Origin of the sequence: Winslowiella arboricola, assembly GCF_025527015.1 — a bacterium.
GTDB classification, from domain to species: domain Bacteria; phylum Pseudomonadota; class Gammaproteobacteria; order Enterobacterales; family Enterobacteriaceae; genus Erwinia; species Erwinia arboricola.
The window spans coordinates 14008-30035 of record NZ_JAODIM010000039.1 but is presented as its reverse complement, the minus strand read 5'-3'; the positions used below and the strand labels follow the sequence as shown (position 1 = coordinate 30035).

The window sequence follows — 16028 nt, the reverse complement described above, 5'->3', positions numbered from 1 at the left end:
CTAACCTTGAACGTCCGAGAATCAGAGGAATCAAATGGCTCGTACAACACCTATTGCACGCTATCGTAACATTGGTATCAGTGCACATATCGACGCCGGTAAGACCACTACTACCGAACGTATTCTGTTCTACACCGGTGTAAACCACAAAATCGGTGAAGTTCATGATGGCGCAGCCACCATGGACTGGATGGCACAGGAGCAGGAGCGTGGTATTACCATCACCTCCGCAGCGACCACTGCATTCTGGTCAGGTATGGCGAAGCAGTTCGAGCCACACCGCGTAAATATTATCGACACCCCTGGACACGTTGACTTCACCATCGAAGTAGAACGTTCCATGCGTGTTCTCGACGGCGCAGTAATGGTTTACTGTGCAGTTGGTGGCGTTCAGCCACAGTCTGAAACCGTATGGCGTCAGGCGAACAAATATAAAGTTCCACGCATCGCGTTCGTTAACAAAATGGACCGTATGGGTGCTAACTTCCTGAAAGTTGTTGGTCAGATTGAATCACGTCTGGCAGCGACTCCGGTTCCTCTGCAGCTGGCTATCGGCGCTGAAGAGCATTTCACCGGCGTTGTTGACCTGATCAAGATGAAAGCCATCAACTGGAACGACGCTGACGCAGGCGTGACCTTCGTTTACGAAGAGATCCCGGCTGATATGCAGGAACTGGCTGAAGAATGGCGCCAGAAACTGATCGAAGCGGCTGCTGAAGCTTCTGATGAGCTGATGGAGAAATTCTTTGGTGGCGAAGAGCTGACCGAAGAAGAGATCAAAACTGCCCTGCGTAAGCGCGTACTGAATAACGAAATCATCCTGGTAACCTGTGGTTCTGCATTTAAGAACAAAGGTGTGCAGGCGATGCTGGATGCGGTTATTGAATACCTGCCAGCACCGACTGACGTTACCGCGATCAACGGTATCCTGGACGACGGTAAAGATACTCCGGCCGTTCGTCACTCCGATGATGAAGAGCCGTTTGCTGCACTGGCGTTCAAAATTGCTACCGACCCGTTTGTAGGTAACCTGACCTTCTTCCGTGTGTACTCTGGCGTAGTTAACTCCGGTGACACCGTGTACAACCCGGTCAAATCTCAGCGTGAGCGTCTGGGCCGTATCGTACAGATGCACGCTAACAAACGTGAAGAGATCAAAGAAGTTCGCGCAGGCGACATCGCTGCTGCTATCGGTCTGAAAGAAGTGACTACTGGTGACACCCTGTGTGACCCGGATAACGTCATCATTCTGGAGCGTATGGAATTCCCTGAGCCGGTAATTTCTATCGCCGTAGAACCGAAAACCAAAGCTGACCAGGAAAAAATGGGTCTGGCTCTGGGCCGTCTGGCTAAAGAAGACCCGTCATTCCGCGTATGGACTGACGAAGAAACTAACCAGACTATCATCGCTGGTATGGGTGAGCTGCACCTCGACATCATCGTTGACCGCATGAAGCGTGAATTCAACGTTGAAGCTAACGTGGGTAAACCTCAGGTTGCTTACCGTGAAGCAATTCGCGCGAAAGTTACCGATATCGAAGGTAAACACGCCAAGCAGTCTGGTGGTCGTGGTCAGTACGGTCATGTTGTTATCGACATGTACCCACTGGAGCCAGGCGTTAACCCTAAAGGTTACGAGTTCGTCAACGATATCAAAGGTGGTGTGATTCCTGGTGAATACATCCCTGCGGTTGATAAAGGTATCCAGGAGCAGCTGAAATCAGGTCCTCTGGCTGGTTATCCAGTTGTTGATCTGGGTGTTCGTCTGCACTTCGGTTCTTACCATGACGTTGACTCCTCAGAACTGGCGTTTAAACTGGCGGCTTCTATCGCGTTCAAAGATGGCTTCAGGAAAGCGACTCCGGTACTGCTTGAGCCAATCATGAAGGTTGAAGTAGAGACTCCAGAAGAGAATACCGGTGACGTTATCGGTGACCTTAGCCGTCGTCGTGGTATGCTCAAAGGACAGGAATCTAACGCTACTGGCGTTCAGATTCACGCTGAAGTTCCGCTGTCTGAAATGTTCGGATACGCGACTCAGTTGCGTTCTCTGACCAAAGGCCGTGCTTCATACTCCATGGAGTTCCTGAAGTATGATGATGCGCCAAACAACGTCGCTCAGGCCGTTATTGAAGCTCGTAGTAAATAAGCTACAGTTTTAACATATTGATCATATGCTCTCACCATGGGTGAGAGCATTAAAGTAAGGAATATCGCCGTGGCTAAAGAAAAATTTGAACGTAACAAACCGCACGTCAACGTTGGTACTATCGGCCACGTTGACCACGGTAAAACCACTCTGACTGCAGCAATCACTACCGTACTGGCTAAAACCTACGGCGGTTCTGCACGTGCATTCGATCAGATCGATAACGCGCCAGAAGAAAAAGCTCGTGGTATCACCATCAACACTTCACACGTTGAATATGACACCCCTGCTCGTCACTACGCGCACGTTGACTGCCCGGGACACGCCGACTACGTCAAAAACATGATCACCGGTGCTGCTCAGATGGACGGCGCTATCCTGGTTGTTGCTGCGACTGACGGCCCTATGCCTCAGACCCGTGAGCACATCCTGCTGGGTCGCCAGGTTGGCGTTCCTTACATCATCGTGTTCCTGAACAAATGTGACATGGTTGATGATGAAGAGCTGCTGGAACTGGTTGAGATGGAAGTACGTGACCTGCTGTCACAGTACGACTTCCCAGGCGATGACACTCCTATCGTTCACGGTTCAGCGCTGAAAGCACTGGAAGGTGAAGCTGAGTGGGAAGCTAAGATCGTTGAACTGGCTGGTTACCTGGATTCTTACATCCCAGAGCCAGAGCGTGCGATTGATAAGCCGTTCCTGCTGCCTATCGAAGACGTATTCTCTATCTCCGGCCGTGGTACTGTTGTTACCGGTCGTGTAGAGCGCGGTATCGTTAAAGTTGGTGAAGAAGTTGAAATCGTTGGTATCAAAGATACCGTGAAATCTACTTGTACCGGCGTTGAAATGTTCCGCAAACTGCTGGACGAAGGTCGTGCGGGTGAGAACGTTGGTGTTCTGCTGCGTGGTATCAAACGTGAAGATATCGAACGTGGTCAGGTTCTGGCTAAACCAGGTTCAATCAAACCTCACACTCAGTTCGATTCAGAAGTTTACATCCTGTCGAAAGAAGAAGGCGGCCGTCATACTCCGTTCTTCAAAGGCTACCGTCCACAGTTCTACTTCCGTACAACTGACGTGACCGGTACCATCGAACTGCCAGAAGGCGTTGAGATGGTAATGCCAGGCGACAACGTGAACATGAAAGTGACCCTGATCCACCCAATCGCGATGGATGACGGTCTGCGTTTCGCAATCCGTGAAGGCGGCCGTACTGTAGGTGCGGGCGTTGTTGCTAAAGTTATCGCTTAATCGCGGATAACTTTGCAGTAAAAAAGAGCACTTCGGTGCTCTTTTTTTTTGCCTTTAAGATGGGCGGCGTTTTCGGCGCTGTTTGTATAGTGATTGAAATAAAAACGATTCGCATTTACACTATTGATCAGAAATTGTACTGGAGTGAATAAATGTACGTCTGTTTGTGTAATGCCGTCAGTGATAAAGCCATTCGTGAAGCGGTTCGCCGTTACCAGCCCAAATCCATTCAGCATCTTCGCCAGCTCGTCCCGGTAGGCAAGCAGTGTGGTAAATGCATTCGCGCCGCGCGTGAAATTATGGATGAAGAGTTGCAACACTCCCCGCAGTACAAAGAGATCGCCTGACAATAACCCTGCTTTTTGTCATGGATTTTTGACTTCTTTCAAACCGCATCTACGCTGATATTAACTGGAAGCGGAGGAAGCAAAATGAAGGGCGATACTAAAATCATAAATCATCTCAACAAATTGTTAGGCAATGAACTGGTGGCGATTAACCAGTATTTCCTGCATGCGCGAATGTTCAAAAATTGGGGACTGATGCGCCTGAATGATGTTGAGTACCACGAATCAATCGATGAAATGAAGCATGCCGACAAGTACATTGAACGTATCCTTTTTCTTGAAGGCATTCCCAACTTGCAGGATCTTGGCAGATTACGCATTGGTGAGGATGTTGAAGAGATACTGAAGTCCGATCTGGTGCTTGAGCTGGAAGGGGCGAAGGATCTGCGCGAAGCCATTGCTTACGCAGATAAGGTTTACGATTATGTCAGTCGCGATATGATGATCGAAATCCTTGCGGATGAAGAGCACCATATCGACTTTCTCGAAACTGAACTCGAACTGATCGGTAAAATCGGCGTTCAGAATTACCTGCAGTCACAAATTAAAGCAGCCAGTTAAACCCGTAAGGTTCCCCATTTTGTTGAGCAATAAGCACCAACCATCCGGCAACAGACAGGCATGGCCCAAAAGGTTGCAGGATGGTTTTCTCCCGTCGCACTTTTTTCCCCAGCCAGATAATGATGCCAGTCGCGGCCGCCAGTGTCGCCACCATCGGCAGCGCGGACATACCTGTCCATGCGCCAATAGCCGCAAAATATTTCGTGTCGCCGCGGCCCAATCCTTCACGTTTACGTGCGACGCGGTATAGCCAGTAGAGTAACCAGAAACTGAGGTAGCCGCAGAGTGCGCCGCTGACGGCGTGTTGCAAATGCTGGCTGGAGCGTTGCAGGTTAAATAGCAGGCCGCACCATAGCAGTGGCAATGTCAGGACATCAGGTAACAGCAAATGGCGCCGATCGATTTCGCTGAGCACTACAGCCGCGCAGCTGAAGAGTGTCAGCCACGCAAACAGGGCAGGGCGCTGGCAGCCAACCGCCAGCAGTGCCAGCAACAGCGCGGTGAGCAATTCGATATAGCAGGGATAAATGCTAATCGCCTGCTGACAATAGCGGCAGCGACCGCGCAGCCATAGCCAGCTGATAAGCGGCAGCAGATCCGCCAGCCGGAGGGGATGTCCACAGTGCACGCAGTGGGAGGCGGGCCGGCAGAGTCGTTGCAGCCAGCAGTGGCCGGTGGCGCAGGCAGGGAAGCGTTCAATCGCCAGACCAAGAAAGCTTCCCAACAGAGCGCCGAACATTAGCGCGGGTACGACTATCAGCCAGTTATCCATAATGCCTCCCGGTAAACTGTTGAGCAGCATAGAGCGCCACACCCTGGTTTGTCACCGCGCGCTGGCGGTCAGATCACGCTGCCGGGAAGCAGCACGCAACCGCAGATGAGAATTACCGCGCTTACAGCGGCAGGTGTGTTGCTGATTCCAGTTATCCGCGTGGCAAAGTGGATTATGGGTTGCTTCCTGAACAGATTTACGTATAATGCGCGGGCTTGTCATTGTCATCTCGATGTCAGCGACAGGCGCGATTCAATCTGAATCGCATGGCCAGATGCTAACGCGTTTCGCCACACAATACTCCCGATAGGGGAGTTATGTACTGAACGATTACACTCCTCCATCAATCGTAATGGATGTGGGTAGTAATTTTTGTCGTTTATAAATAATTGGAGCTCTGGTCTCATGCAGAACCAAAGAATCCGTATCCGTCTTAAAGCGTTTGATCATCGTTTAATCGATCAATCAACTGCGGAAATCGTTGAGACCGCCAAGCGCACTGGTGCGCAGGTTCGTGGTCCAATCCCGCTGCCAACCCGCAAAGAGCGCTTTACCATTCTGATCTCCCCGCACGTCAACAAAGACGCGCGTGATCAGTATGAGATTCGCACTCACAAGCGTCTGGTTGACATCGTTGAGCCAACTGAGAAAACGGTTGATGCTCTGATGCGTCTGGATCTGGCTGCTGGTGTTGACGTGCAGATCAGCCTGGGTTAATCAGGTCATTGAGCGATTGAGAGGTTGAAACAATGATTGGTTTAGTCGGTAAAAAAGTGGGTATGACCCGTATCTTCACTGAAGATGGCGTTTCTATCCCAGTAACCGTGATCGAAATTGAAGCAAACCGCGTTACTCAGGTCAAAGGCCTGGAAAACGACGGTTACACTGCTGTACAGGTAACTACCGGTGCTAAAAAAGCAAACCGTGTAACTAAGCCTGAAGCAGGTCATTTTGCTAAAGCTGGTGTTGAAGCTGGCCGTGGTCTGTGGGAATTCCGTACCGCCGAAGGCGAAGAATTCACCGTAGGTCAGAGCATTAATGTCGATATTTTCGCTGACGTGAAAAAAGTTGACGTGACTGGTACGTCCAAAGGTAAAGGTTTTGCCGGTACTGTAAAGCGCTGGAACTTCCGTACTCAGGATGCTACCCACGGTAACTCCTTGTCTCACCGCGTTCCGGGTTCTATCGGTCAGAACCAGACTCCGGGCAAAGTGTTCAAAGGCAAGAAAATGGCAGGACAGCTGGGTAACGAGCGCGTAACCGTTCAGAGCCTGGACGTTGTGCGTGTTGACGCTGAGCGCAACCTGCTGCTGGTTAAAGGTGGAGTCCCCGGTGCTACCGGTTGTGACCTTATCGTTAAACCAGCTGTGAAGGCGTAAGGGGATAGCTATGGAATTAGTATTGAAAGACGCGCAAAGCGCGCTGACTGTTTCCGAAACTACCTTCGGTCGTGATTTTAACGAAGCGCTGGTACACCAGGTTGTTGTTGCTTACGCAGCAGGTGCCCGTCAAGGTACCCGTGCTCAGAAGACTCGTGCTGAAGTAACTGGTTCCGGTAAGAAGCCGTTTCGTCAGAAAGGCACTGGCCGTGCGCGTGCGGGTACTGTAAAAAGCCCAATCTGGCGTTCAGGTGGTGTGACCTTCGCTGCGAAGCCACAGGACCACAGTCAAAAAGTTAACAAAAAGATGTACCGCGGCGCGCTGAAAAGCATCCTGTCCGAACTGGTACGTCAAGAACGTCTGATCGTTGTCGAGCAGTTCTCTCTGGAAGCACCTAAAACTAAGTTGCTGGTAGAGAAGCTGAAAGACATGGCTCTGGAAGACGTGCTGATCATCACTGGCGAACTGGAAGAGAACCTGTTCCTGGCCGCGCGTAACCTGTACAAGGTTGACGTTCGTGATGCAGCGGGTATTGATCCAGTAAGCCTGATCGCCTTCGACAAAGTCGTTATGACTGCTGACGCAGTTAAGCAAGTTGAGGAGATGCTGGCATGATCCGTGAAGAACGTCTGCTGAAAGTACTGCGCGCGCCGCACGTATCTGAAAAAGCATCTGCTGCGATGGAAAAAACTAACACCATCGTTCTCAAAGTTGCGACAGACGCGACCAAAGCAGAAATCAAAGCCGCTGTGCAGAAACTTTTCGAAGTTGAAGTTGAAGTTGTGAATACCCTGCTGGTTAAGGGTAAATCAAAACGTCACGGACAGCGTATTGGTCGTCGTAGCGACTGGAAAAAAGCTTACGTCACCCTGAAAGAAGGCCAGAATCTGGACTTCGCAGGCGGCGCTGAGTAAGTCGGAGGAGAAGAACAATGGCAATTGTTAAATGTAAACCGACATCTCCGGGTCGTCGTCACGTAGTTAAAGTGGTGAACCAGGAGCTGCACAAGGGCAAACCATTTGCCCCGCTGGTTGAAAAAAACAGCAAGTCTGGCGGCCGTAACAACAATGGTCGTATCACTACCCGTCATATCGGTGGTGGTCACAAGCAGGCTTACCGTATTGTTGACTTCAAACGCAACAAAGATGGTATCCCTGCTACTGTTGAACGTCTTGAGTACGATCCGAACCGCTCCGCGAACATCGCGCTGGTTCTGTACAAAGATGGTGAACGCCGTTATATCCTGGCCCCTAAAGGCCTGAAAGCTGGCGACCAGATTCAATCTGGCGTTGATGCTGCGATCAAAGCAGGTAACACCCTGCCGATGCGTAACATTCCAGTGGGTTCTACCGTACACAACGTAGAAATGAAACCAGGCAAAGGCGGTCAGATTGCTCGCTCTGCTGGTGCTTACGTGCAGATCGTTGCGCGTGAAGGTTCTTACGTTACCCTGCGTCTGCGTTCTGGTGAAATGCGTAAAGTCGAACTTGACTGCCGCGCGACCCTGGGCGAAGTCGGCAACGCTGAGCATATGCTGCGCGTTCTGGGTAAAGCCGGTGCAACTCGTTGGCGTGGTATTCGTCCTACCGTTCGCGGTACTGCGATGAACCCAGTCGATCACCCGCACGGTGGTGGTGAAGGTCGTAACTTTGGTAAGCACCCGGTAACCCCGTGGGGCGTTCAGACCAAAGGTAAGAAGACCCGTAGCAACAAGCGTACTGATAAATTTATCGTACGTCGCCGTAGCAAATAATTTTAGAGGATAAGCCATGCCACGTTCTCTCAAGAAAGGTCCTTTTATTGACCTGCACTTGCTGAAGAAGGTAGAGAAAGCGGTGGAAAGCGGTGACAAGAAGCCCCTGCGCACTTGGTCCCGTCGTTCAACGATCTTTCCTAACATGATCGGTTTGACCATCGCTGTCCATAATGGTCGTCAGCACGTTCCAGTCTTTGTTTCCGACGAAATGGTTGGTCACAAACTGGGCGAATTTGCGCCGACTCGTACTTATCGCGGTCACTCGGCTGACAAAAAAGCCAAGAAACGCTAAGGCAGGAGGAAGAGATGGAAACTATAGCTCAACATCGCCACGCTCGTTCTTCTGCTCAAAAGGTTCGCCTGGTGGCTGACCTTGTACGCGGTAAGAAAGTGTCGCAGGCCCTGGATATTCTGACCTACACCAATAAGAAAGCGGCTGTAATGGTTAAGAAGGTTCTGGAATCTGCCATTGCTAACGCCGAACACAACGATGGCGCTGACATTGATGATCTGAAAGTCGCGAAAATCTTCGTCGACGAAGGCCCAAGCATGAAGCGCATTATGCCTCGTGCAAAAGGTCGTGCAGATCGCATCCTGAAGCGCACCAGCCACATTACTGTGGTTGTGTCCGATCGCTGAGACTCTGGAGACTAGCAATGGGTCAGAAAGTACATCCTAATGGTATTCGACTGGGTATTGTTAAAGCCTGGAACTCTACCTGGTTCGCAAATACCAAAGAATTCGCTGACAACCTGGACGGCGATTTCAAAGTCCGTCAGTTCCTGACTAAAGAACTGGCAAAAGCGTCCGTATCTCGTATCGTTATCGAGCGCCCGGCGAAGAGCATCCGTGTGACTATTCACACCGCTCGTCCTGGCATCGTGATCGGTAAGAAAGGCGAAGACGTAGAAAAACTGCGCAAGGTCGTAGCGGATATCGCTGGCGTTCCTGCACAGATCAATATCGCCGAAGTCCGTAAACCGGAACTGGACGCTAAATTGGTTGCTGACAGCATCACTTCACAGCTGGAGCGTCGTGTGATGTTCCGTCGTGCTATGAAGCGTGCTGTACAGAACGCAATGCGTCTGGGCGCTAAAGGTATTAAAGTTGAAGTTAGTGGCCGTCTGGGCGGTGCAGAAATCGCGCGTACCGAATGGTACCGTGAAGGCCGCGTGCCATTGCACACCCTGCGTGCTGACATTGACTACAACACCTCTGAAGCGCACACCACTTATGGTGTAATCGGCGTTAAGGTATGGATCTTCAAAGGCGAGATCCTGGGTGGTATGGCTGCTGTTGAACAACCGGAACCGGCTGCTCAACCTAAAAAGCAGCAGCGTAAAGGCCGTAAGTAAGGAGATCGCTGATGTTACAACCAAAGCGTACAAAATTCCGTAAAGTGCACAAAGGCCGCAACCGTGGTCTGGCGCAGGGTACGGATGTTAGCTTCGGTACTTTCGGTCTGAAAGCTGTTGGCCGTGGTCGTCTGACTGCCCGTCAGATCGAAGCAGCACGTCGTGCTATGACCCGTGCAGTTAAGCGTCAAGGTAAGATCTGGATCCGAGTATTCCCGGACAAACCGATCACCGAGAAGCCGCTGGAAGTGCGTATGGGTAAAGGTAAAGGTAACGTAGAGTATTGGGTTGCCTTAATCCAGCCTGGTAAAGTCCTGTATGAAATGGACGGCGTATCAGAAGAGCTGGCCCGTGAAGCATTCAAGCTGGCAGCAGCAAAACTGCCTATCAAAACCACCTTTGTAACTAAGACGGTGATGTAATGAAAGCAACAGAGCTGCGTGAAAAAAGCGTTGAAGAGCTGAACACAGAGCTACTTAACCTGCTGCGTGAGCAGTTCAACCTGCGCATGCAGGCGGCATCTGGCCAGTTGCAACAGACTCATGTTCTGAAGCAAGTGCGTCGTGATGTTGCACGCGTTAAGACTTTACTGACTGAGAAGGCGGGTGCGTAATGACCGATAAAATCCGTACTCTGCAAGGTCGTGTCCTGAGCGACAAAATGGAGAAATCCATTGTTGTGGCGATTGAACGTTTTGTGAAACACCCTATCTACGGTAAATTCATCAAGCGTACGACCAAACTGCACGTACATGACGAGAACAACGAATGTGGTATCGGCGACGTGGTTGAAATCCGCGAATGCCGTCCACTGTCCAAGACTAAGTCCTGGACGCTGGTTCGCGTTGTAGAGAAAGCGATTCTGTAATAGAATCTCCTCTCTAAAAAATAAGATAAACGGCTCGGCTTAGTCGAGCCGTTTATTTTTTCTACCCATATGCGAGAACCGGTGTTATAATGCCGCGCCCTCAATTATGGGGCTTTCAAACGACCTGTTTACAGGTCCCGAAGTAGTAGTTGACATTAGCGGAGCACTAAAATGATCCAAGAACAGACTATGCTGACCGTCGCCGACAACTCCGGTGCACGTCGCGTAATGTGTATCAAGGTTCTGGGTGGCTCGCACCGTCGCTACGCAGGCGTAGGCGACATCATCAAAATTACCATCAAGGAAGCAATTCCTCGCGGTAAGGTTAAGAAGGGTGATGTGCTGAAGGCGGTAGTGGTGCGCACCAGGAAGGGTGTTCGTCGCCCGGACGGTTCTGTCATTCGCTTCGATGGTAATGCATGCGTTATTTTAAACAATAACAGCGAGCAACCTATCGGTACGCGTATTTTTGGGCCGGTAACTCGTGAACTTCGTAATGAAAAGTTCATGAAAATTATCTCTCTGGCACCAGAAGTACTCTAAGGAGCGAGCAATGGCAGCTAAAATCCGTCGCGATGACGAAGTTATCGTGCTGACCGGTAAAGATAAAGGTAAGCGCGGTAAAGTTAAAAATGTCCTGTCTTCTGGCAAGGTCATTGTTGAAGGTATCAACCTGGTTAAGAAACACCAGAAGCCGGTTCCGGCCTCTAACCAACCAGGTGGCATCGTTGAAAAGGAAGCTGCTCTGCAGGTTTCTAACGTTGCACTCTTCAACACGGCTACCGGCAAGGCAGACCGTGTAGGCTTTAGATTCGAAGACGGCAAAAAAGTCCGTTTCTTCAAGTCTAACAGCGAAACTATCAAGTAATTTGGAGTAGTACGATGGCGAAACTGCATGATTACTACAAAGACGAGGTAGTCCAAAAACTCATGACTGAGTTTGGCTACAATTCTGTCATGCAAGTCCCTCGGGTCGAGAAGATCACCCTGAATATGGGTGTGGGTGAAGCGATCGCTGACAAGAAACTGCTGGATAACGCAGCAGCTGACCTGACAGCAATCTCCGGTCAAAAGCCGTTGATCACCAAAGCACGCAAATCTGTTGCAGGCTTCAAAATCCGTCAGGGCTATCCGATCGGCTGTAAAGTGACTCTGCGTGGCGAGCGCATGTGGGAGTTCTTTGAGCGTCTGATTTCTATTGCTGTACCACGTATCCGTGACTTCCGTGGCTTGTCCGCTAAGTCATTCGATGGCCGCGGTAACTACAGCATGGGCGTTCGTGAGCAGATCATCTTCCCAGAAATCGACTATGACAAAGTCGATCGCGTTCGTGGTTTGGATATTACCATTACCACTACTGCGAAATCTGACGATGAAGGCCGTGCACTGCTGGCTGCCTTTGACTTCCCGTTCCGCAAGTAAGGTAGGGTTACTTCATGGCTAAGCAATCGATGAAGGCACGCGAAGTCGTTCGCGTAAAACTGGCTGATAAATTTCGCGCAAAACGCGAAGAATTGAAAGCTATCATCTCTAGTGTGAACTCATCCGACGAAGAACGTTGGGATGCTGTTCTCAAGCTGCAGACTCTGCCGCGTGATTCCAGCCCGTCCCGTCAGCGTAACCGCTGCCGCCAAACTGGTCGTCCGCACGCTTTCCTGCGGAAGTTCGGTCTGAGCCGTATTAAAGTCCGTGAAGCCGCCATGCGCGGTGAAATTCCGGGCCTTAAAAAGGCTAGCTGGTAATTGTCACCAATTGAATCACGGGAGTAAAGACAGATGAGCATGCAAGATCCGATCGCGGATATGCTGACCCGTATCCGTAACGGTCAAGCCGCGAACAAAGTTGCGGTCACCATGCCTGCCTCCAAGCTGAAAGTGGCAATTGCCAACGTGCTGAAGGAAGAAGGCTATATTGAAGAATTTAAAATCGAAGGCGACACCAAGCCAGAACTGGAACTGACTCTTAAGTATTTCCAGGGCAAGGCAGTGGTAGAGAGCATTCAACGTGTAAGCCGCCCAGGTCTGCGTATTTATAAACGCAAAGACGAACTGCCTAAAGTTATGGCTGGTTTGGGTATCGCCGTTGTTTCTACCTCTAAAGGTGTTATGACTGATCGTGCAGCGCGCCAGGCTGGTCTTGGTGGCGAAATTATCTGCTACGTAGCTTAATCGGAGGAATATATGTCTCGTGTTGCTAAAGCACCAGTCGTGATTCCTGCCGGCGTAGAGGTAAAACTCAACGGTCAGGTAATTTCGATTAAAGGTAAAAACGGCGAGCTGACTCGTACTATCAATGATGCTGTTGAAGTTAAATCTGAAGACAACAAATTGACTTTCGCTCCGCGCGAAGGTTTTGTTGACGGATGGGCGCAGGCGGGTACTTCTCGCGCGCTGCTTAACGCAATGGTTATCGGTGTTACCGAAGGCTTCACTAAGAAGCTGCAGCTGGTTGGTGTAGGTTATCGTGCAGCCATTAAAGGCAACGCGGTGAGTTTGGCCCTGGGCTTCTCTCATCCTGTTGAACATGCGCTGCCAGCGGGTATTACTGCAGAATGTCCAACTCAGACTGAGATCGTGCTGAAAGGCGCTGATAAACAGCTGATTGGTCAGGTAGCAGCGGATATTCGCGCCTACCGTCGTCCTGAGCCTTATAAAGGCAAGGGTGTTCGTTACGCCGACGAAGTCGTGCGTACCAAAGAGGCTAAGAAGAAGTAAGGTAACACTATGGATAAGAAATCTGCTCGTATCCGTCGTGCGACCCGCGCACGTCGCAAGCTCAAAGAGCTGGGTGCAACTCGCCTGGTAGTACATCGTACTCCGCGTCATATTTACGCACAGGTCATTGCTCCGAACGGTTCTGAGGTTTTGGTTGCTGCTTCTACTGTAGAAAAAGCTATCACTGAACAACTGAAGTATACCGGCAACAAAGACGCTGCGGCTGCTGTGGGTAAAGCACTGGCCGAACGCGCTATCGAAAAAGGCATTAAAAATGTTTCTTTCGACCGTTCCGGTTTCCAATATCATGGTCGCGTCCAGGCACTGGCAGATGCTGCTCGTGAAGCTGGCCTTCAGTTCTAAGGTAGAGGTGTAAGATGGCACACATCGAGAAACAAGCTGGCGAACTGCAGGAAAAGCTGATCGCGGTAAACCGTGTATCTAAAACTGTTAAAGGTGGTCGTATTTTCTCCTTCACAGCATTGACTGTGGTAGGTGACGGTAACGGTCGCATCGGTTTTGGTTACGGCAAAGCGCGTGAAGTTCCGGCAGCAATCCAGAAAGCGATGGAAAAAGCCCGTCGCAATATGATTAACGTCGCGCTGACCAACGGCACCCTGCAGCACCCTGTTAAAGGTGTGCACACGGGTTCCCGCGTGTTCATGCAGCCGGCTTCCCAGGGTACCGGTATTATTGCCGGTGGTGCAATGCGCGCCGTCCTGGAAGTCGCTGGAGTTCATAACGTACTGGCTAAAGCCTACGGTTCCACCAACCCGATTAACGTGGTTCGTGCAACTCTGGATGGCCTGGCGAATATGAGTTCTCCAGAAATGGTCGCTGCCAAGCGTGGTAAATCCGTTGAAGAAATTCTGGGGTAATGACCATGGCGAAGACTATTAAAATTACTCAAACCCGCAGTTCGATCGGTCGTTTGCCGAAACACAAGGCAACGCTGCTTGGCCTGGGTCTGCGTCGTATTAACCACACCGTAGAGCGTGAAGACACGCCAGCAGTACGCGGCATGGTTAACGCGATTTCCTACATGGTTAAAGTGGAGGAGTAACAGATGCGTTTAAATACTCTGTCTCCGGCCGAAGGGTCTAAACACGCTGCGAAGCGTGTAGGTCGTGGTATTGGTTCTGGCCTCGGTAAAACCGCGGGTCGTGGTCACAAAGGTCAGAACTCTCGTTCTGGCGGTGGCGTACGTCGCGGATTTGAAGGTGGTCAGATGCCTCTGTACCGTCGTCTGCCGAAATTCGGTTTCACCTCTCGCAAAGCAATGGTTACGGCAGAAGTTCGTCTGTCTGACCTGGCGAAAGTTGAAGGCGGAATCGTTGACCTGAACACGCTGAAAGCGGCAAACATTATCGGTATTCAGATTGAGTTCGCTAAGATCTTTCTGTCTGGCGAAGTTTCTGCTCCGGTAACGGTTCGCGGTCTGCGTGTCACTAAAGGCGCTCGTGCTGCAATCGAAGCTGCTGGCGGTAAAATTGAGGAATAAGTAGCAGATGGCTAAGCAACCGGGATTAGATTTTCAAAGTGCCAGAGGCGGTTTTGGCGAACTAAAACGCAGACTTCTGTTTGTGATTGGTGCGCTGATTGTCTTCCGCATTGGTTCTTTTATTCCGATCCCTGGTATCGATGCCACTGTACTTGCCAAACTGCTTGAGCAACAGCGTGGCACCATCATTGAAATGTTTAACATGTTCTCTGGTGGTGCTCTGAGCCGTGCTTCTATTTTTGCTCTGGGTATCATGCCGTATATTTCGGCATCGATTATTATCCAGCTGCTGACGGTGGTTCATCCCGCCCTGGCAGAGATCAAGAAAGAAGGGGAGGCTGGCCGTCGTAAGATAAGCCAGTACACCCGTTACGGCACTCTGGTACTGGCTATATTTCAGTCTATCGGTATTGCTACCGGTTTACCGAATATGCCTGGAATGCAGGGCCTGGTGTTAAACCCGGGCCTTCCATTCTACTTTACCGCTGTTGTGAGTCTGGTCACCGGAACAATGTTCCTGATGTGGCTGGGCGAACAGATTACTGAGCGAGGTATCGGCAACGGTATCTCAATCATTATCTTCGCTGGTATTGTTGCGGGATTGCCGCCGGCCATTGGCCATACTATCGAGCAAGCGCGGCAAGGCGACCTGCACTTCCTCCTGTTGCTGTTGGTTGCAGTTCTCGTATTTGCAGTGACCTTCTTCGTTGTTTTCGTTGAGCGTGGTCAACGCCGCATTGTGGTGAACTATGCGAAACGTCAGCAAGGCCGTCGTGTCTATGCTGCGCAGAGCACACATCTGCCGTTGAAAGTGAATATGGCGGGCGTAATCCCGGCAATCTTCGCTTCCAGCATCATCCTGTTCCCAGCGACCATTGCGTCCTGGTTCGGGGGCGGTACCGGTTGGAACTGGTTAACAACTATTTCGATGTATTTACAACCAGGTCAGCCGCTGTATGTGTTACTCTATGCGACTGCAATCATCTTCTTCTGTTTCTTCTATACGGCGTTGGTTTTCAACCCGCGTGAAACAGCAGATAACCTGAAGAAGTCTGGTGCATTTGTACCAGGAATTCGTCCGGGAGAGCAAACGGCGAAGTACATCGATAAAGTAATGACTCGACTGACCTTAATTGGCGCCTTGTACATTACTTTCATCTGCCTAATCCCGGAGTTCATGCGTGATGCGATGAAAGTTCCATTCTACTTCGGCGGTACATCACTGCTGATCGTAGTCGTGGTCATCATGGACTTTATGGCTCAAGTGCAAACTCTGATGATGTCAAGTCAGTACGAGTCTGCTCTGAAGAAAGCAAACCTGAAAGGCTACGGCCGTTAATTCAGGCGCTTGAAGAAGTTACGGAGAGAAAAA

27 protein-coding genes are annotated in these 16028 nt (G+C 50.6%); 26 read left to right on the top strand and 1 reads right to left on the bottom strand.

Features of this window, described 5'->3' with window-relative positions; genetic code table 11:
• The first annotated feature begins 34 nt into the window (after positions 1-34).
• The 4 genes from fusA to bfr all read left to right on the top strand — a co-directional run bounded on the left by fusA (position 35) and on the right by bfr (position 4311).
• A complete protein-coding gene (gene fusA / locus N5923_RS08060) occupies positions 35-2149 on the top strand; it encodes an elongation factor G (protein ID WP_267140871.1) in 2115 nt (704 codons plus the stop codon).
• A gap of 69 nt (positions 2150-2218) precedes the next feature.
• A complete protein-coding gene (gene tuf, locus N5923_RS08055) occupies positions 2219-3403 on the top strand; it encodes an elongation factor Tu (protein ID WP_267140870.1) in 1185 nt (394 codons plus the stop codon).
• A gap of 152 nt (positions 3404-3555) precedes the next feature.
• Positions 3556-3750, top strand: coding sequence for a bacterioferritin-associated ferredoxin (gene bfd / locus N5923_RS08050; protein ID WP_267140869.1), 195 nt, complete (start codon positions 3556-3558; stop codon positions 3748-3750).
• Positions 3751-3834: 84 nt separating this feature from the next.
• Positions 3835-4311, top strand: a complete 477-nt coding sequence (bfr, locus tag N5923_RS08045; RefSeq protein WP_267140868.1) for a bacterioferritin — start codon at positions 3835-3837, stop codon at positions 4309-4311.
• Here the strand turns inward: bfr and N5923_RS08040 are convergent.
• Positions 4295-5083: a prepilin peptidase gene (locus tag N5923_RS08040; RefSeq protein WP_267140867.1), complete on the bottom strand. Its 789-nt coding sequence runs from the start codon at positions 5081-5083 to the stop codon at positions 4295-4297. The two genes, bfr and N5923_RS08040, sit on opposite strands and share 17 nt — an antisense overlap.
• A 405-nt stretch (positions 5084-5488) precedes the next feature.
• Here N5923_RS08040 and rpsJ point away from each other — a divergent pair, with 405 nt between their 5' ends.
• From rpsJ to secY, 22 genes are all read left to right on the top strand, one after another.
• Positions 5489-5800: a 30S ribosomal protein S10 gene (gene rpsJ, locus N5923_RS08035; RefSeq protein ID WP_009639175.1), complete on the top strand. Its 312-nt coding sequence runs from the start codon at positions 5489-5491 to the stop codon at positions 5798-5800.
• 32 nt (positions 5801-5832) lie between these two features.
• Positions 5833-6462 (top strand): 50S ribosomal protein L3, encoded by a 630-nt coding sequence (gene rplC / locus N5923_RS08030; RefSeq protein ID WP_017799055.1) that lies wholly within the window; start codon positions 5833-5835, stop codon positions 6460-6462.
• Between the two features lie 10 nt (positions 6463-6472).
• Positions 6473-7078: a 50S ribosomal protein L4 gene (gene rplD / locus N5923_RS08025; RefSeq protein WP_017799054.1), complete on the top strand. Its 606-nt coding sequence runs from the start codon at positions 6473-6475 to the stop codon at positions 7076-7078.
• Positions 7075-7377 (top strand): 50S ribosomal protein L23, encoded by a 303-nt coding sequence (rplW, locus tag N5923_RS08020; protein WP_267140866.1) that lies wholly within the window; start codon positions 7075-7077, stop codon positions 7375-7377. Before rplD ends, rplW begins: the two co-directional genes overlap by 4 nt.
• Before the next feature lie 17 nt (positions 7378-7394).
• Complete coding sequence (gene rplB, locus N5923_RS08015) at positions 7395-8216, top strand: 50S ribosomal protein L2 (protein WP_017799052.1); 822 nt, start codon at positions 7395-7397, stop codon at positions 8214-8216.
• A 16-nt stretch (positions 8217-8232) separates the two neighbouring features.
• Positions 8233-8511 carry a 30S ribosomal protein S19 gene (gene rpsS / locus N5923_RS08010; protein ID WP_017799051.1) on the top strand — a complete coding sequence of 93 codons (279 nt, stop codon included), beginning with the start codon at positions 8233-8235 and terminating at the stop codon, positions 8509-8511.
• 14 nt (positions 8512-8525) lie between these two features.
• Positions 8526-8858 carry a 50S ribosomal protein L22 gene (rplV, locus tag N5923_RS08005; protein WP_017799050.1) on the top strand — a complete coding sequence of 111 codons (333 nt, stop codon included), beginning with the start codon at positions 8526-8528 and terminating at the stop codon, positions 8856-8858.
• 17 nt (positions 8859-8875) lie between these two features.
• Positions 8876-9574, top strand: coding sequence for a 30S ribosomal protein S3 (gene rpsC / locus N5923_RS08000; protein WP_017799049.1), 699 nt, complete (start codon positions 8876-8878; stop codon positions 9572-9574).
• Between the two features lie 11 nt (positions 9575-9585).
• Positions 9586-9996 (top strand): 50S ribosomal protein L16, encoded by a 411-nt coding sequence (gene rplP, locus N5923_RS07995; RefSeq protein WP_015962145.1) that lies wholly within the window; start codon positions 9586-9588, stop codon positions 9994-9996.
• The gene (gene rpmC, locus N5923_RS07990; RefSeq protein WP_004160585.1) at positions 9996-10187 is read left to right on the top strand and encodes a 50S ribosomal protein L29; all 192 of its coding nucleotides are present in this window, start codon (positions 9996-9998) and stop codon (positions 10185-10187) included. The genes rplP and rpmC overlap by 1 nt, the downstream gene beginning before the upstream one ends.
• Positions 10187-10441: a 30S ribosomal protein S17 gene (gene rpsQ / locus N5923_RS07985; protein ID WP_017799048.1), complete on the top strand. Its 255-nt coding sequence runs from the start codon at positions 10187-10189 to the stop codon at positions 10439-10441. The genes rpmC and rpsQ overlap by 1 nt, the downstream gene beginning before the upstream one ends.
• A gap of 171 nt (positions 10442-10612) precedes the next feature.
• Positions 10613-10984: a 50S ribosomal protein L14 gene (rplN, locus tag N5923_RS07980; protein ID WP_002438705.1), complete on the top strand. Its 372-nt coding sequence runs from the start codon at positions 10613-10615 to the stop codon at positions 10982-10984.
• A gap of 10 nt (positions 10985-10994) precedes the next feature.
• Complete coding sequence (rplX, locus tag N5923_RS07975) at positions 10995-11309, top strand: 50S ribosomal protein L24 (protein ID WP_267140865.1); 315 nt, start codon at positions 10995-10997, stop codon at positions 11307-11309.
• A 14-nt stretch (positions 11310-11323) separates the two neighbouring features.
• Positions 11324-11863: a 50S ribosomal protein L5 gene (gene rplE / locus N5923_RS07970; RefSeq protein WP_017799046.1), complete on the top strand. Its 540-nt coding sequence runs from the start codon at positions 11324-11326 to the stop codon at positions 11861-11863.
• 14 nt (positions 11864-11877) lie between these two features.
• The gene (gene rpsN, locus N5923_RS07965; RefSeq protein WP_026111426.1) at positions 11878-12183 is read left to right on the top strand and encodes a 30S ribosomal protein S14; all 306 of its coding nucleotides are present in this window, start codon (positions 11878-11880) and stop codon (positions 12181-12183) included.
• Between the two features lie 33 nt (positions 12184-12216).
• On the top strand, positions 12217-12609 hold the full coding sequence (rpsH, locus tag N5923_RS07960) for a 30S ribosomal protein S8 (RefSeq protein ID WP_017799044.1): 393 nt from the start codon (positions 12217-12219) through the stop codon (positions 12607-12609).
• 12 nt (positions 12610-12621) lie between these two features.
• A complete protein-coding gene (gene rplF / locus N5923_RS07955; protein ID WP_017799043.1) occupies positions 12622-13155 on the top strand; it encodes a 50S ribosomal protein L6 in 534 nt (177 codons plus the stop codon).
• Positions 13156-13164: 9 nt separating this feature from the next.
• A complete protein-coding gene (rplR, locus tag N5923_RS07950; protein ID WP_017799042.1) occupies positions 13165-13518 on the top strand; it encodes a 50S ribosomal protein L18 in 354 nt (117 codons plus the stop codon).
• A 14-nt stretch (positions 13519-13532) separates the two neighbouring features.
• Positions 13533-14033 (top strand): 30S ribosomal protein S5, encoded by a 501-nt coding sequence (gene rpsE, locus N5923_RS07945; protein WP_017799041.1) that lies wholly within the window; start codon positions 13533-13535, stop codon positions 14031-14033.
• A 5-nt stretch (positions 14034-14038) separates the two neighbouring features.
• Positions 14039-14218 carry a 50S ribosomal protein L30 gene (gene rpmD / locus N5923_RS07940; protein WP_004160569.1) on the top strand — a complete coding sequence of 60 codons (180 nt, stop codon included), beginning with the start codon at positions 14039-14041 and terminating at the stop codon, positions 14216-14218.
• Between the two features lie 3 nt (positions 14219-14221).
• A complete protein-coding gene (gene rplO, locus N5923_RS07935; RefSeq protein WP_267140864.1) occupies positions 14222-14656 on the top strand; it encodes a 50S ribosomal protein L15 in 435 nt (144 codons plus the stop codon).
• A gap of 7 nt (positions 14657-14663) precedes the next feature.
• A complete protein-coding gene (secY, locus tag N5923_RS07930) occupies positions 14664-15995 on the top strand; it encodes a preprotein translocase subunit SecY (RefSeq protein WP_017799038.1) in 1332 nt (443 codons plus the stop codon).
• The last annotated feature ends 33 nt before the right edge of the window (positions 15996-16028 follow it).

Bases quoted from the DNA above. Each gene is read 5' to 3' on its own strand.
- rpsJ (WP_009639175.1), top strand. From the start codon at position 5,489: ATGCAGAACCAAAGAATCCGTATCCGTCTTAAAGCGTTTGATCATCGT.
- N5923_RS08040 (WP_267140867.1), bottom strand. From the start codon at position 5,083: ATGGATAACTGGCTGATAGTCGTACCCGCGCTAATGTTCGGCGCTCTG.
- fusA (WP_267140871.1), top strand. From the start codon at position 35: ATGGCTCGTACAACACCTATTGCACGCTATCGTAACATTGGTATCAGT.
- rplC (WP_017799055.1), top strand. From the start codon at position 5,833: ATGATTGGTTTAGTCGGTAAAAAAGTGGGTATGACCCGTATCTTCACT.
- rpsE (WP_017799041.1), top strand. From the start codon at position 13,533: ATGGCACACATCGAGAAACAAGCTGGCGAACTGCAGGAAAAGCTGATC.
- rpsQ (WP_017799048.1), top strand. From the start codon at position 10,187: ATGACCGATAAAATCCGTACTCTGCAAGGTCGTGTCCTGAGCGACAAA.
- rpmD (WP_004160569.1), top strand. From the start codon at position 14,039: ATGGCGAAGACTATTAAAATTACTCAAACCCGCAGTTCGATCGGTCGT.
- bfd (WP_267140869.1), top strand. From the start codon at position 3,556: ATGTACGTCTGTTTGTGTAATGCCGTCAGTGATAAAGCCATTCGTGAA.
- rpsH (WP_017799044.1), top strand. From the start codon at position 12,217: ATGAGCATGCAAGATCCGATCGCGGATATGCTGACCCGTATCCGTAAC.
- rplP (WP_015962145.1), top strand. From the start codon at position 9,586: ATGTTACAACCAAAGCGTACAAAATTCCGTAAAGTGCACAAAGGCCGC.
- rplW (WP_267140866.1), top strand. From the start codon at position 7,075: ATGATCCGTGAAGAACGTCTGCTGAAAGTACTGCGCGCGCCGCACGTA.
- rpsN (WP_026111426.1), top strand. From the start codon at position 11,878: ATGGCTAAGCAATCGATGAAGGCACGCGAAGTCGTTCGCGTAAAACTG.
- rplD (WP_017799054.1), top strand. From the start codon at position 6,473: ATGGAATTAGTATTGAAAGACGCGCAAAGCGCGCTGACTGTTTCCGAA.
- rpmC (WP_004160585.1), top strand. From the start codon at position 9,996: ATGAAAGCAACAGAGCTGCGTGAAAAAAGCGTTGAAGAGCTGAACACA.
- secY (WP_017799038.1), top strand. From the start codon at position 14,664: ATGGCTAAGCAACCGGGATTAGATTTTCAAAGTGCCAGAGGCGGTTTT.
- rpsC (WP_017799049.1), top strand. From the start codon at position 8,876: ATGGGTCAGAAAGTACATCCTAATGGTATTCGACTGGGTATTGTTAAA.
- rplR (WP_017799042.1), top strand. From the start codon at position 13,165: ATGGATAAGAAATCTGCTCGTATCCGTCGTGCGACCCGCGCACGTCGC.
- rplV (WP_017799050.1), top strand. From the start codon at position 8,526: ATGGAAACTATAGCTCAACATCGCCACGCTCGTTCTTCTGCTCAAAAG.
- rplO (WP_267140864.1), top strand. From the start codon at position 14,222: ATGCGTTTAAATACTCTGTCTCCGGCCGAAGGGTCTAAACACGCTGCG.
- rplX (WP_267140865.1), top strand. From the start codon at position 10,995: ATGGCAGCTAAAATCCGTCGCGATGACGAAGTTATCGTGCTGACCGGT.
- rplE (WP_017799046.1), top strand. From the start codon at position 11,324: ATGGCGAAACTGCATGATTACTACAAAGACGAGGTAGTCCAAAAACTC.
- rplB (WP_017799052.1), top strand. From the start codon at position 7,395: ATGGCAATTGTTAAATGTAAACCGACATCTCCGGGTCGTCGTCACGTA.
- rplF (WP_017799043.1), top strand. From the start codon at position 12,622: ATGTCTCGTGTTGCTAAAGCACCAGTCGTGATTCCTGCCGGCGTAGAG.
- rpsS (WP_017799051.1), top strand. From the start codon at position 8,233: ATGCCACGTTCTCTCAAGAAAGGTCCTTTTATTGACCTGCACTTGCTG.
- bfr (WP_267140868.1), top strand. From the start codon at position 3,835: ATGAAGGGCGATACTAAAATCATAAATCATCTCAACAAATTGTTAGGC.
- rplN (WP_002438705.1), top strand. From the start codon at position 10,613: ATGATCCAAGAACAGACTATGCTGACCGTCGCCGACAACTCCGGTGCA.